Here is a 12,857-nt window from a genome sequence, read left to right on the forward strand (position 1 = left end):
CTCCGATCAGCACTCTCGCGCGATGGGACACCGTCTGACCCATCCGCCCCACTCTGGCCGCGCGGGGTTTGGTTTCGCGGCTGGCGGTTACGGGTGGGTTTGGCCCACCGTGCGTAACGGGCCGATCAGACAAGGGGGACCACCATGGCATTGCCCACGATCGTCCTGGTGCACGGAGCATGGGCCGACGCGGCCAGTTGGAACGGCGTCGCGTCCGTACTGCAGGGGAGGGGATTCACGGTCTACGCCCCACCGAACCTGCTACGCGGTGTGACCACCGACGCCCCGTACATCGCATCGTTCATCGCCCAGCGTACGAGTGGGCCGGTGGTCCTGGTTGGACACTCGTACGGCGGCCTGGTCATCACCAACGCCGCCCTCGGCGGCGGCGACGTGAAGGCGCTCGTCTACGTCGACGCGTTCATCCCCGACGAGGGCGACACCACCTTCGGGATGCTGGCCAACGCCGGTTCGGCGCTCGACGTCCCGGACCCGACGACGGTGTTCGACGTGGCCGGCTATCCGGGCGCCCCCCAGGGCGATGCCGACGCGTTCCTGAAGCCGGACGCTGTGCACACCTCGTTCGCGCAGGACCTGCCCGAGGCGGACCGGTGGCTGATCGCCGCGGGTCAGCGTCCGCTGACGCTGAGCGCGAACCAGATCCCGTCCGGCCCGCCGGCGTGGAAGACCCTGCCGAGCTGGACCGTGGTCGGCACGCAGGACAAGATCATTCCGCCGGTGGCGCAGCGCCGGATGGCCGAGCGGGCGGGCTCGACCGTCAGCGAGGTCGACGCCTCGCACGTCTCGCTGATCTCGCACCCGGAGGCGGCCGTCGACGCGGTGGTGGCCGCAGCGACCGCCGTCGGCGGGTGACCTTTGGGTCGCGATCCGCGAGCACGCGGTGTGGCCGCCGCCGGGCAGCGACCACAGCGCCGCATCGCCCTGGCCACCGCGATCGAGGAAGTGGCGGCCAGGGACCGGACGCTGGCGCAGTTGGTGGCGACGGTAGGCCCGATCCGGTACCTCCCGCGAGTCCCTGACGGGCCCTTCGGCATGCTCGTCCGTTCGATCTGTTCACAGCAGATCTCGGCGGCGGCCGCGCAGGCCATCATCGCCCGGCTGGCCGCCGCGGTCGGCGGCCTGTTCACACCGTCAGGCTTGGCCACGGCCTCGGACGAGCTGATGCGGGAGGCCGGCCTGTCCCGCAACAAGATGGTCTCGCTGCGTGACCTGTCCGCGAAGGTGCTCGACGGGACGGTCGACGTCAGCCCGGCGACCAGGCAAAGCGACGAAGAGATCATCGAACGACTGACGGCGGTACGCGGCATCGGCCGCTGGAGTGCCGAGATGTACCTCATGCACTGCCTACGCCGCCTCGACGTCTGGCCCGCGGGCGACCTGGACGTCCGTGAAGGCTATGCACGCACGTGGCAGGTCGAGCCGCGACCGACCGAGAAGGAACTGCTGCCGCTGGGCGACCCGTTCCGCCCGTACCGGTCAGTCGTGGCCCGCTACTGCCAGGAGGCGGTGTTCCGCGACCTCCGGAGTTAGTTAGGGTCCTCCGCATGGCAACGCGGCTGGTGCACATCACCATGAAGGCTCGGGACGAGAACGCGCTGGGCGGTTTCTGGGCGAAAGCGCTCGGCTGGGGCGCCACTGTCGAAGAACCCGGCGTCATCAACCTCGAACCCGAAGGCTTCGACTATCCCGACCCGGTCGCCATCTGCATCGACCTGGTCGTCTCCCCGGAGCCGAAGACGGTGAAGAACCGGGTGCACGTCGACCTCGCGACCACGTCGACGGCCCACCAGGCGGAGCTGGTAGCGCGCTTGACGGAGCTCGGCGCGAAGCCCGTGGACGTGGGCCAGGGAGACGACGCCTCGTGGATCCCCATGGCCGATCCGGAGGGCAACGAGTTCTGTGTGTTGGCCCCCGGGCCGCTCATCCAGGACACCGGTCCGATCGCCTCGGTGGTGGTCGACTGCGCGGATCCGCGCGCCATGGCCCGCTTCTGGGGCGAGGCCACGGACTGGACGCTACTCAAGGTGACCGACGAGAGCGCGGTGCTGCGCTCGTCGGCGGGCGTCGGCCCGTACCTGCAGTTCCTCCGCACCCCCGACGTGAAGACCGGGTGGAACCGGGTCCATCTCGACGTCCGCCCGTACCCGGATGACGACCCGGAGGCCGAGGCGGCCAGGCTGCGGGCTCTCGGTGCCACCGAAATCGAGCTGGGCGACATCCCGTGGCAGGTCTTCGCCGACCCGGAGGGCAACGAGTTCTGCCTCCTGGCCCCGCGCTAGCGGGCCAGGTCGGCGGCCCGCCGCAGATGTGTCGCTCGCAGGGCCGCCCAGCTTTCCTGGTCGTCGCTGTCGCGCACGGTCGTGCCGCCCAGCACGACGAACTCGCTCGATCGGGCCCGTTCGCCGATGCGGTCGGTGAGCATCGTGGTGCGCATCGCCTGGTAGCAGCCGGACGACTCGAGCTCGGCGACGGTGTAACCGGCCGTGCAGAGCATCAGAGCCTTGCGCGCCGGGCGCAGGCGGGCCGGTTTGTACGCGTACCCGACCGTCCACACCCGATCGAACCAGCCCTTGAGTAGCGCCGGGCAGTCCGCCCACCAGACGGGGTAGACGAACGCCCAGACCTCGGCCGCGTCGAGTTTGGCGTGCTCGGCGGCCACGTCGTCGCCCACCGGCGCGGTGGCGTCACGGCCGCCTTCCCGTTCGTACTCGTCAAGGGTCAGCTCGGGGCGGAACGCCATCGCGTAGAGGTCCGAGACGGTCCACGTGTGGCCGGTGTCCGCGAGCCCGCCGAGGAAGGCGTCGCGGACCTCGCGGGTGAAGCTGTGCGCGCTCGGATGCGCGTAGACGACGTGAACATTGGTCACAAGGCGATTCTGGCTCACCCCAGGTTCGGCAGGGCAAGCTCCCACAGGCGGTCGGCGGCCTCCGGGTCGAGGGCGTGTGCGGCGACACCGGGGGTCGAGTTCGGGCCGCCGGGTACGACGGGGGACTCACGGTTGTCCTCGAAGTAACGCCCGGTCACACCCTCGACCGTCGGCGACGCGGCTACCAGCACCGTGGCCGAGGCGCCTTCGGCGGGCGTCTTGAAATGCGCCGGGACCAGCAGTTCACCGGTCTCGGTCATGGCGCCGAACCCGACCATCGTCGCGCGGTCGAGGTGCCGCTGGAGCTTGGTGTGAATGGACCCCGGCGCCACGGCGTTGGCTGTGATGCCATCCGCCGCCCAGCGTTGGGCGACCCCGACCGCGAGCAGCACGTCGGCCGTCTTGGACTGGCCGTATGCGGCCCACCCCGCGTACGGCCGGCGGGCGAAATGGGGGTCGTCGAAGTCCATCGGCCACGCGAGATGCGCACCCGAGCTCACCGTCACGACCCGCGCTCCGTCAGCGGCGGCAAGCGCCTTGTGAAGGCCGTACACAAGCGCGAAATGACCCAGGTAGTTGGTGGCGAGCTGGAGCTCCCAACCGGCCGCCGTGGTCTGGCGGGTCGGCAGCGCCATGATCCCGGCGTTGGCGACGAGGGCATCCAGCGGCCCCGTCCAACCGTCGGCGAACGCCGCCACGGAGTCGAGGTCGGCGAGGTCGAGCCGGCTGGCCAGCACTCGACCCGCACCGGACTGGGCGGTGATCTCGTCGATGATCGGCTTGGCGTCAGCGGGCTCGCGGGTCGCCACGGTCACCTCGGCGCCGGCTCCCGCGAGGGCGCGGACGGTCTCGGCCCCGATCCCAGAGGCGCCGCCGGTGACGATCATCCGGCGGCCGGTCAGGTCGACTCCGGCGAGGATCTGGGCTGCGGTGGTACGAGCGTCGAACTCAGTCATGGCTGCTACGGTACGAAGGGATCATCGGACGATGAATAGTTGATACTCCGGCCTTCTTTAGCGAGCGTCCAACCATGGATCCACTGGAAGACGTCCTGACCCTCACTGCCGCCACCGGCCACCTCTCCACGAGCATGGCCGCCGGCGGGCGCTGGGGGCTGCGATTCACCCCGCTCGACGGCGTCAAGTTCAACGCCATCCGCCGCGGCGCGTGCCAACTGCGGGTCGACGGTCTCGCGGACCCGATCGCACTCACGGCCGGTGACTGCTTCCTGCTCACCCGCCCGGTGCCGTTCGAACTGGCCAGGGACGACGACGTACCGGTCGAGCCGGCCGATCCGGTCTTCCGGGCCGCGATCGACGGCGTCGCCCGGGCCGGCACCGGTGACGAGGTCGCCCTGATCGGTGGGCGGTTCAGCTTCCGGGGCCGCGCCCGCGCGCTGTTGCTCGACGGCCTGCCACCGGTTATTTACGTCCCGGGCGCGACCCCCGAGGCCGACGCTGTGCACTGGGCGATCGACCGGATCGAGCACGAGGTGCGGCGCGCGCAGATCGGCTCGACGCTGGTGGCGGAGCACCTGGCCGTGGTGATGCTGATCCAGGTGCTCCGGTTCCACCTGGCCACCACGGCCGCCCCCGCGTCCGGCTGGCTGGCCGGGCTGACGGATCCGGTGGTCGGCCCGGCGTTGCGAGCGATGCACGCCCGCCCGGCGGACCGGTGGTCGGTCGAGACGCTGGCGGATACGGCGGCGGTGTCGAGATCGACGCTCGCGGCCCGGTTCCGCGCTCTCGTCGGCAAGGGCCCGCTCGACTACCTCACCGGTTGGCGCATCGAGCTCGCGGCGGACCGACTCCGGCGCGGAGACGGCACGCTTGCCAGCATCGCGCGGGACGTCGGCTACGGATCCGAGAGCGCGTTGAGCGTGGCCTTCAAGCGGGTCACGGGCGCGTCGCCCGCGGCATACCGGGCGAGCTCCTTGACCTGACCGATTCGCCCGTTTCGCTCGGCCGGGACGGCGCAGGCGTTCACATCCTGGTCTGATCTCGGCGTGAAACCTGCGTGGGCCGCGTTCGTCTCCGTCGCCGCGGTCCTGGCGGTGGTCGCCCTGCTCGTAACAACCTGGCCGTCGACCACGCCGACACCGAGGTTCGTCGCCACGTCGCCGGAAGTGGTCGCGCCGACGTCCGACGTGCCGCCCTCGACTCCGCCGCACACTCCGTTGGCGACGTCCAGCCCCAGTCCCAGAGTCCCGGAACGCACGTCGGTGCCGGGTGCCACGCGACGGGGGAACCGGCCACCGGTGGTCAACAGCGGTCCGCGTACGGGCAATCTCGTCGCCTTGACCTTCGACGCGGACCTGACCGTGTCGATGCGGGAGTCGCTCGACTCGGGGCGCGTGAAGTCCTACGCCAACCTGCGCATTCTCGACCAGTTGGAACGCGACCGCGTGCCCGCGACGTTCTTCCTGACCGGCATGTGGGTGGAGCAATATCCGCAGGTGACACGCCGGATCGCCCGCAACGACCGGTTCGAGCTCGCGAACCACACCTACGGCCACGAGTCCTTCGTGGACAACTGCTACGGGCTGCCCCGGATCCCGCGGTCGAAGATGACGTCCGATGTGGACAAGACCTTCGACATCATCGGCCGGTACGGAGGTCGGCAGACCCGGTTCTTCCGCTTCCCTGGTCTGTGTCATGACCGCGCCGCCCTGGACGCGCTGGCGCCGCTGGGTGTCACGGTCGTGGACGGCGACGTGGTCAGCGGCGACCCGTTCGCGAAGCGGTGGCAGCCGATCGTCAAGGCGGTGCTGACGAACGTGCGCCCCGGGTCGGTCATCATCCTGCACGTGACCGAGGCGAACGCGGCGATGACGGACGACGCGCTGCCGCACATCCTCGCGGGCTTGAAAGAACGGGGACTTCAGCCGGCGATGTTGTCGGAGGTGCTCGCGGCGCGGTAACGCTCGAGCCCGTCCAGCAGCAGGTCGAGGGTGAACTCGAACTCGACCTGGCTGTCACACCACCCCAGCGTCGGATCGGTGGCGCCGTGCATCTCGTGCGCCACCATGGCGGTCAGGTTGGGCAGCGCCTCGGCCATCGCGGCCAGGTCGGCCTCGGCGTCGTCCGGTTCGAGACTGCCACCGGCGGCCGCCGGACTGAACACCTCCTGCGCGAAGCCGAACGGCATGCTGCCGAACGCGTGGATGGCCCGGTGCGCGAGGTGGTGTGAGAAGCCGGCGCGCAGGAGGGTGCCGACGATCCGGTCGAAGTACGCGTAGACGCCGCCGGGGATGGTCCGCCTGGTGGTTAGCAGCCCGGGCGCCCACGGATGGCGCAACATGACCTGACGGGCGGCGAGGAACTGCTCGCGCAGGTGTGCGCGCCAGTCGGTTTGCTGGGTGGAAGTCTCGACGATCTCGTCGAGCACGGTGGAGATGACGCCGTCGAGCAGTTCCTCCTTGCCGGCGACGTAGAAGTAGAGCGACATGGCCTCGACGCCGAGCTCCGATGCCAGGCGGCGCATGGTGAGCGCCTTGATCCCCTCGGAGTCGACCAGGCTGACGGCGGCGGCCAGCACCCGCTCGCGACTGAGCGGTTCCCGAAATGTCTTAGCTGTCATCCACTTCCCAACTCTTGTGCGGCCACCTTACCATGTAAGGCACCTTACGTTGTAAGGCCGACACCGAGGGAGCCGCCAAGATGGACCCGTTGATCCGCACCGCACGCGTGACCGGGCTGCTCTACCTGGGCCTCGCCGTCTCGGGAGCGCTAGGTTTCCTGCTGATCCGATCGCGCCTGTACGCGCCGGACGACGCCGCGGCAACGTTGGCCAACGTGGTCGCACACCAGTCGCTGGCGCGCGCGGGCATCGCCTTCGAACTGCTCACGGTGCTGACGCAGGCCCTGGTCGCGGTCTGGTTCTACCGCCTGTTCCACGCGGCCGACCGCTTCGCGGCGGGCGGCATCGCCGCCTTCGGCCTGGCCAACGCGATAGCCGTCCTGTCCAGCGCGGCCCTGCTGGCGACGGCCCTGGACGCGGCCCTCGACGGCGAGGCCGGCACTGTCCAGTTGCTCTACGGCATCAGCGACAACCTGTGGGGCGTCGGCGCACTGTTCTTCGGCTTGTGGCTCATCCCCATGGGCCAGGTCGCGCTGCGCTCGGGTTGGTTGCCGCGCGCACTTGGCTGGCTCCTGATCGCAGGCGGCATCGGCTACGTGCTGAGCGCGTTCCTCCGCTATCTGACGCCGGACGCGCAACCGATCGCCGACCTCCTCGCCTTTCCGGCCACCGCCGGCGAATTCTGGATGATCGGCTACCTCCTGGTACGCGGCGTCCGCCGGCAGGCCACCGAACACACCTCTGCCCCGCTCGAACAAGTGGCTGCCTAACCCAAGGTGTCGCAGCGATCGATCGTCGGCCAACTCAGGGCACACTTGGCGGACTCGCAGCAGGTAAGTTGGTCGGTGTATTTATCCTCAAACCACACGGGCATCCCGTGAACACGCGTCGAGAGAACCGATGAAAATCGCAACTCCTGATCTGTAACGACGCTGGTCGACAAGTGTGCTTCCCGCTCACGTGGGGATGGTCCGTACGTCTGCACGTTTTACGACGATGAAGTCTAGTGCTGCCCGCGCACGCGGGGATGGTCCGGAGGAGACATGAGCTCTGGCCAGGGCACGACGTGCTCCCCGCGCACGCGGGGATGGTCCGCGATTCCCGACCATGCCGACAGAGGATTACCCATGCTCACCGCGCACGCGGGGTGATCCCCAGATCGTCAAGCCGCAATGGTTGGCGGCGGTGTGCTCCCCGCGCACGCGGGGATGGTCCGGCGGAAGGGCCTGGCGCCAGGATCGCCGGGCCGTGATCCCCGCGCATGGCGGGGATGGTCCGCGAGGACGATTCCGTGCTCCATCGGCGGGGCGATGCTCCCCGCGCACGCGGGGATGGTCCGGACCTGAAGATCGCCGGCTCGGTCAACCGCGGGCGCTCCCCGCACACGCGGGGACGGACAGATTCGTGCGTCCGTACCCGGGTTCGCGTGGACCCGACAGCGGCGAAAAAGCGTTGGCAAAGCAGCCTCAGCCATGCTGGCCACGTCATTCAGCCTCGGGGGGTGAATGGCAAACCCGGGCGCCAAAGAGGAGACACAACCTCCGGCCAGGGCGCCACGCCCCGGTCGCGACGTCACATAGACCTAGCGACCGCCGACCGGTTCCGCTCCGTCCCAGTCCAAGGGACGGGGCGGACGTTCATGTTGGTCGGACGGTCAGCGGCAGGCTGGCCCGAGGCGGCGGGGGAAACGGCCGGCAAGAGGACCGCACTACGAGCTCCGTAGGCAGCCGGATGTGGGTGGACCGCTCCACCCCCGCGATCAGGTCCACGAGCAACCGCAGCGCCTCGGCACCCATTCGCTGCAAGGGCTGCGTGATAGTCGTCAGCGGCGGATTGACCAGCGCTGACTCAGGCACGTTGTCGAACCCGATCACCGACAGATCATCAGGCACCGACAACCCCATGCCGCGCGCCACATCCATCGTCGAGATGGCCGACAGGTCGTTGCCGGCGAATACCGCCGTCGGTCGATCAGGCAGCGACAACAACTCAAAAGCAGGCGCCTCGGCACTTTCGACCCGGAACCCGCCAACCCGGACCAGCCGCTCGTCAACAGCGACCCCGGCATCAGCCATCGCCTTGCGGAATCCGGCCTCCCGCAGGCGAGCGGACTCCAGATCAGGCCGACCACTGAGGTGCCCGATCCGCCGGTGCCCCAACGAAAGCAGATAGTTGGTAGCGAGCACCGCCCCCGCGAAGTTGTCCGAATCAATAGTCGGCAACCCGGACGGGCCGGTATGCGGGTCGACAGCCACCACATGGAAGTCCTGCTTGGTCTCCACGACGGTGGGCGTGACGATCACCGCGCCGTCGATCAAGGTGCCCGACAGCCGCGCCAACGAGCGACGTTCCCAGCCGATCGAGGTCCCGCCGCCGTCGCCGCTGGAGTAGGCCAACAACTGGTATCCAGTGCCGGCCACCTCCTTCGACGCACCCTTCAGGAGCTCCGTCGAGAACGGCTCGAACTCCGCCACCAGGATGCCGAGGACGTTCGTGCGGTGGCTGCGCAACGACTGCGCGCCCAGGCTCGCCTCGTATCCGAGCTGGCTGATGACCTGCTGCACCCGCTCCACGGTGGCCGCCGCGACGCCATAACGCCCGTTCACGACCTTGGACACGGTCGCCACGGAGACGCCGGCCGTGCGGGCCACGTCCGACATCTTCACACGCTGCGGGAACGCCACGCCGATGATGATAGATGCCGCCGCGGGGAGTGTCGGGGGCGTTTCGAAAACGATATCGATAACGATTGACACTGGCCGAGCGGGGCTGCAAAACTCGCCGTCAATGCCGAGTACCGCGACTGCTGGTCGAGGAGACATCGATGGCAACCAAGCACCGTGCAGCCCCATTTTTGGGGATACTTTTGTCCGGATCGCTGCTGCTGACCGCCTGTGGCGGCGGTGGGGAGAGCGAAGAACCGGCCGCGAACGAGCTATACAAGAACCCCGTCACGCTGACCTGGTGGCACAACGCCTCGCAGGACGGTCCGGGCAAGACCTACTGGACAAAGGTCGCCAAGGACTTCTCCGCGGCGCACCCGACCGTCACGATCGAGATCGAAGCGATCGAGACCAACCAGCTTCAGCGCACGCGGCTCCCCGCCGCGCTGCTGACCAGTGACCCGCCGGACATCTTCCAGGCCTGGGGCGGCGGCGAGATCCGCGAGCAGGTCGAGGCCGACTACCTCAAGGACATCACCGACCAGGTCAAGACCGAGGTCGCCAACATCGGCAGTGCCTCCGAGATCTGGCAGGTCGACGGCAAGCAGTACGGGTTGCCGTTCCGGATGGGCATCGAGGGCATCTGGTACAACAAGGACATGTTCGCGCAGGCGGGCATCGCGGCGCCGCCGACGACGTTCGACGAGCTCAACGACGCGGTCACCAAGCTCAAGGCGATCAACGTCGTGCCGATCGCGCTCGGTGCGGGTGACAAGTGGCCCGCCGCGCACTGGTGGTACAACTTCGCCCTGCGGGCGTGCTCGGTGGACGTGTTGAAGAAGGCGTCGATCGACCTCACCTTCGACGACCCGTGCTTCGTCAAGGCCGGTGACGACCTCAAGACCTTCATCGGCACCGACCCGTTCCAGAAGAACTTCATCGCCACCCCCGGTCAGAACGACCCGACCAGCGCCAACGGCCTGCTCGCCAACGGCAAGGCCGCGATGGAGCTGATGGGCGACTGGAACAAGGGCACCCTGGAGACGGTCGCCCAAGACCCCGCCAAACTGACCAAGTTCCTCGGCTGGTTCCCGGTGCCGGCGATCTCCGGCTCCGCGGGCGACCCGAAGGCGGCCCTCGGTGGCGGCGACGGCTACGCCTGCGCCAAGAACGCGCCGGCCGAATGCGTCGAGTTCCTGAAGTACATCGTCAGCCCTGAGGTGCAGAAGGCGTACGCCCAAACGGGTGTCGGTCTGCCCGTTGCCAAGGGTGCGGAGTCCGGCGTCGAGGACCCGGCGCTCAAGTCCATCCTGGACGCGACCTCCAGCGCCACCTACGTCCAACTCTGGTTGGACACCGCATACGGCAGCACCGTCGGCAACGCGATGAACGACGCCATCGTCGCCATCTTCGCCGGCAAGGGCTCGCCTCAGCAGGTCGTCGACGCCATGAAGTCGGCTGCCCGCAAGTGACCTCGACACAACACCTCGCCGGCGGCGCCACCGCGTCGCCGGCGAGGCCCGTCTACCGCGGGTCCGGACGAGCTGCCGAGACCAGGCGCAAGTGGTACGAGATCATCGGGCTGACCACTCCGGCGATCGCCGTGTACGTGATGTTCGTACTCGTGCCGATGGGCTTCGCGGTCTACTACAGCCTCTACCGTTGGCGCGGGGTCGGTCCGCCGACCCAGTTCGTGGGGTTCGACAACTACGTCCTGGCCTTCCAGGACCCGATTTTCATCGACGCCCTGCGCAACAACGCCATCATCGTGGTCGGCTCGCTGCTCGTGCAGGGCCCGATCGCCCTCGGCGTCGCTCTGCTGCTGAACCGCCGGTTCCGCGGGCGCACCGTGTTCCGCCTGTTGGTCTTCGTGCCCTACGTGCTCGCCGAGGTCACCGTCGGCATCATGTGGAAGCTCATTCTGACCGACGGGGGCACGGTCGACGCGCTGCTGAAGTCGCTCGGGCTGGGCAGCCTGACCCAGGCCTGGCTGGCCGACCTCGACGTGGTGATCTGGACGCTGCTGTTCGTGCTCACCTGGAAGTACGTCGGCTTCGCCATCATCCTGCTGCTCGCCGGACTGTCCAATGTGCCTGCCGAGCTGACCGAGGCGGCGGCGATCGACGGCGCGGGGTGGTGGCAGGTCCAGCGGCACATCACGCTTCCGTTGCTCGGCCCCACGATCCGGATCTGGATGTTCCTGTCGATCATCGGCTCGCTACAGGTCTTCGACGTGATCTGGGTGACCTCGGTGCCGGCCGTGCGCTCCCTCGGGGCCTCGGGAACCATGGCGACGTACATGGTGGACAACGGCTTCTTCGCTCGGCTCTGGGGTTACGGCAACGCGGTCGCCGTCATCCTGTTCGTCATCTCGTTCGTCGCGGCGTTGCTGTTCCAGCGTTTCCTGCTCCGCCGGGACATCGAGGGCGCCATCACAAGAAGGGTGGGCTGATGACCGAGCGTCGGCCATTCTCCTGGGGCAGCCCGCTGACCTACTCGTTGGCGTTCGCCGTCGCGGCCATTTCGATCGCGCCGGTGGTCTACGTGATCGTCGGCGGCTTCCGGACCACGCCGCAGATCGTCGCCGACCCGGCCGGGCTGCCCGACCCGTGGGTGTGGGACAACTACGCCCGGGTGCTGACCCAGAGCGACTTCTGGGGCCAGGCATTCAACAGCGCGGTGATCGCCCTGGGCACGACGATCGCTGTGGTGGCTCTGGGCGTCAGCGCCGCGTACGTGCTGGCCCGCTACACCTTCCGCGGCCGCGAGGCGCTCTACACGTTCTTCACCCTCGGCCTGCTCTTCCCTGCGGGCGCGGCGATCCTGCCGCTCTACCTGATGCTGCGCGACCTCAACCTGACCAACTCGTACTATGCGGTGATCCTGCCGCAGGTCGCGTTCTCGTTGCCGTTGACCATCGTGATCCTGCGCCCGTTCCTGAGCGCGATCCCACGCGAGCTCGAGGACGCGGCGGCGATCGACGGCACGGGCAAGCTGGGCTTCCTGTGGCGCATCACGCTTCCACTGTCCAAACCGGCCCTGGTCACCGTCGGCGTCCTCGCGTTCGTGGCGAGCTGGAACGCGTTCCTGCTGCCACTGCTGGTCCTCAGCGACGCCAGCCTGCACACGCTGCCACTGGGCGTGCAGAACTTCTCGAGCCAGTACACGTCCGACACGGCCGGCATCCTGGCCTTCACGTCCCTGGCCATGCTCCCGGCGCTCGTCTTCTTCACGTTCGCGGAGAAGCAGATCGTCGGCGGCTTGCAAGGTGCCGTAAAAGGCTAGTCACCGACCAGCCGAGGGCGAGCAGGAGTGCGGCGGGGACCACGGGGGTCAGCACCCAGGGCAGGGAGCGCGGCGAAAGCACCCAGGCCTGCCGGGAGTCGGCGAGCACCAGTTGGCGCTTCGCCGACTCCGGCACGGTCAACTCCCACTCGCCGGCGTCGTTCGGTTCGACGGTGGTGGCCTGCCACGACCGGGAGACGTCGACGCCATGAATCGGCCCGCTGTAGCCGCGGTCGCCGCGGGTCCAGTTGCCGACGCACCGCGAGTGCGTGTTCTCCTGCCGGTCGTAGGTGAGGTAGCAGTGGTCCACGATGGCGCGCGGCCCGTCGGCCCCCGGCCACAGTCCCGCCGACCAGGTCAGCATCCCACCGAGCACCAGCACGACCGCACCGACGGCGGCGATTCGAAGTCCCAACGCGCGCATGAAGGCCATCGAACCAGTT

At 68.6% G+C, this 12,857-nt stretch carries 14 protein-coding genes; 9 read left to right on the forward strand and 5 right to left on the reverse strand.

The genetic code is table 11. The annotated features are described in order from the left end of the window. The first annotated feature begins 144 nt into the window (after window positions 1-144). Genes BLV39_RS34850 through BLV39_RS34860 form a run of 3 tightly spaced genes read left to right on the forward strand, consistent with a single transcriptional unit; the run spans window position 145 to window position 2,300 of the window. On the forward strand, window positions 145-873 hold the full coding sequence (locus BLV39_RS34850) for an alpha/beta hydrolase (RefSeq protein WP_090801734.1): 729 nt from the start codon (window positions 145-147) through the stop codon (window positions 871-873). A 30-nt stretch (window positions 874-903) separates the two neighbouring features. Further along, the gene (locus BLV39_RS34855) at window positions 904-1,551 is read left to right on the forward strand and encodes a DNA-3-methyladenine glycosylase family protein (protein ID WP_090801737.1); all 648 of its coding nucleotides are present in this window, start codon (window positions 904-906) and stop codon (window positions 1,549-1,551) included. Window positions 1,552-1,565: 14 nt separating this feature from the next. Then, entirely contained in the window at window positions 1,566-2,300 is a 735-nt protein-coding gene (locus BLV39_RS34860) for a VOC family protein (RefSeq protein ID WP_090801739.1), read from the forward strand. Here BLV39_RS34860 and BLV39_RS34865 read toward each other — a convergent pair. Beyond that, window positions 2,297-2,887 carry an NAD(P)H-dependent oxidoreductase gene (locus BLV39_RS34865; protein ID WP_090801742.1) on the reverse strand — a complete coding sequence of 197 codons (591 nt, stop codon included), beginning with the start codon at window positions 2,885-2,887 and terminating at the stop codon, window positions 2,297-2,299. The two genes, BLV39_RS34860 and BLV39_RS34865, sit on opposite strands and share 4 nt — an antisense overlap. A gap of 14 nt (window positions 2,888-2,901) precedes the next feature. After that, entirely contained in the window at window positions 2,902-3,843 is a 942-nt protein-coding gene (locus BLV39_RS34870; RefSeq protein WP_090801745.1) for an SDR family NAD(P)-dependent oxidoreductase, read from the reverse strand. 74 nt (window positions 3,844-3,917) lie between these two features. Here BLV39_RS34870 and BLV39_RS34875 point away from each other — a divergent pair, with 74 nt between their 5' ends. Beyond that, window positions 3,918-4,829, forward strand: a complete 912-nt coding sequence (locus BLV39_RS34875; RefSeq protein ID WP_090801748.1) for an AraC family transcriptional regulator — start codon at window positions 3,918-3,920, stop codon at window positions 4,827-4,829. 63 nt (window positions 4,830-4,892) lie between these two features. Further along, entirely contained in the window at window positions 4,893-5,807 is a 915-nt protein-coding gene (locus BLV39_RS34880; RefSeq protein WP_239083524.1) for a polysaccharide deacetylase family protein, read from the forward strand. Here the strand turns inward: BLV39_RS34880 and BLV39_RS34885 are convergent. Beyond that, window positions 5,768-6,466, reverse strand: a complete 699-nt coding sequence (locus tag BLV39_RS34885; RefSeq protein ID WP_090801750.1) for a TetR/AcrR family transcriptional regulator — start codon at window positions 6,464-6,466, stop codon at window positions 5,768-5,770. The two genes, BLV39_RS34880 and BLV39_RS34885, sit on opposite strands and share 40 nt — an antisense overlap. Window positions 6,467-6,546: 80 nt before the next feature. On the opposite strand from BLV39_RS34885, the gene BLV39_RS34890 reads away from it, so the two are divergent. Next, entirely contained in the window at window positions 6,547-7,236 is a 690-nt protein-coding gene (locus tag BLV39_RS34890) for a DUF4386 domain-containing protein (protein ID WP_090801753.1), read from the forward strand. Window positions 7,237-8,103: 867 nt separating this feature from the next. On the opposite strand, the gene BLV39_RS34895 is transcribed toward BLV39_RS34890, so the two are convergent. Beyond that, window positions 8,104-9,222 carry a LacI family DNA-binding transcriptional regulator gene (locus tag BLV39_RS34895; RefSeq protein WP_239083523.1) on the reverse strand — a complete coding sequence of 373 codons (1,119 nt, stop codon included), beginning with the start codon at window positions 9,220-9,222 and terminating at the stop codon, window positions 8,104-8,106. Window positions 9,223-9,332: 110 nt separating this feature from the next. Between BLV39_RS34895 and BLV39_RS34900 the strand changes: the two genes are divergently transcribed. Genes BLV39_RS34900 through BLV39_RS34910 form a run of 3 tightly spaced genes read left to right on the forward strand, consistent with a single transcriptional unit; the run spans window position 9,333 to window position 12,414 of the window. Then, window positions 9,333-10,601: an ABC transporter substrate-binding protein gene (locus BLV39_RS34900; RefSeq protein WP_239083522.1), complete on the forward strand. Its 1,269-nt coding sequence runs from the start codon at window positions 9,333-9,335 to the stop codon at window positions 10,599-10,601. Continuing rightward, window positions 10,598-11,581: a carbohydrate ABC transporter permease gene (locus BLV39_RS34905; RefSeq protein WP_090801757.1), complete on the forward strand. Its 984-nt coding sequence runs from the start codon at window positions 10,598-10,600 to the stop codon at window positions 11,579-11,581. The genes BLV39_RS34900 and BLV39_RS34905 overlap by 4 nt, the downstream gene beginning before the upstream one ends. Next, window positions 11,581-12,414 (forward strand): carbohydrate ABC transporter permease, encoded by an 834-nt coding sequence (locus BLV39_RS34910; protein ID WP_090801760.1) that lies wholly within the window; start codon window positions 11,581-11,583, stop codon window positions 12,412-12,414. Before BLV39_RS34905 ends, BLV39_RS34910 begins: the two co-directional genes overlap by 1 nt. Here the strand turns inward: BLV39_RS34910 and BLV39_RS34915 are convergent. Then, window positions 12,359-12,838: a hypothetical protein gene (locus tag BLV39_RS34915; protein ID WP_143050019.1), complete on the reverse strand. Its 480-nt coding sequence runs from the start codon at window positions 12,836-12,838 to the stop codon at window positions 12,359-12,361. The genes BLV39_RS34910 and BLV39_RS34915 overlap by 56 nt on opposite strands. Window positions 12,839-12,857: the final 19 nt, after the last annotated feature.

Source organism: Asanoa ishikariensis (assembly GCF_900107455.1).
Taxonomy (GTDB): domain Bacteria; phylum Actinomycetota; class Actinomycetes; order Mycobacteriales; family Micromonosporaceae; genus Asanoa; species Asanoa ishikariensis.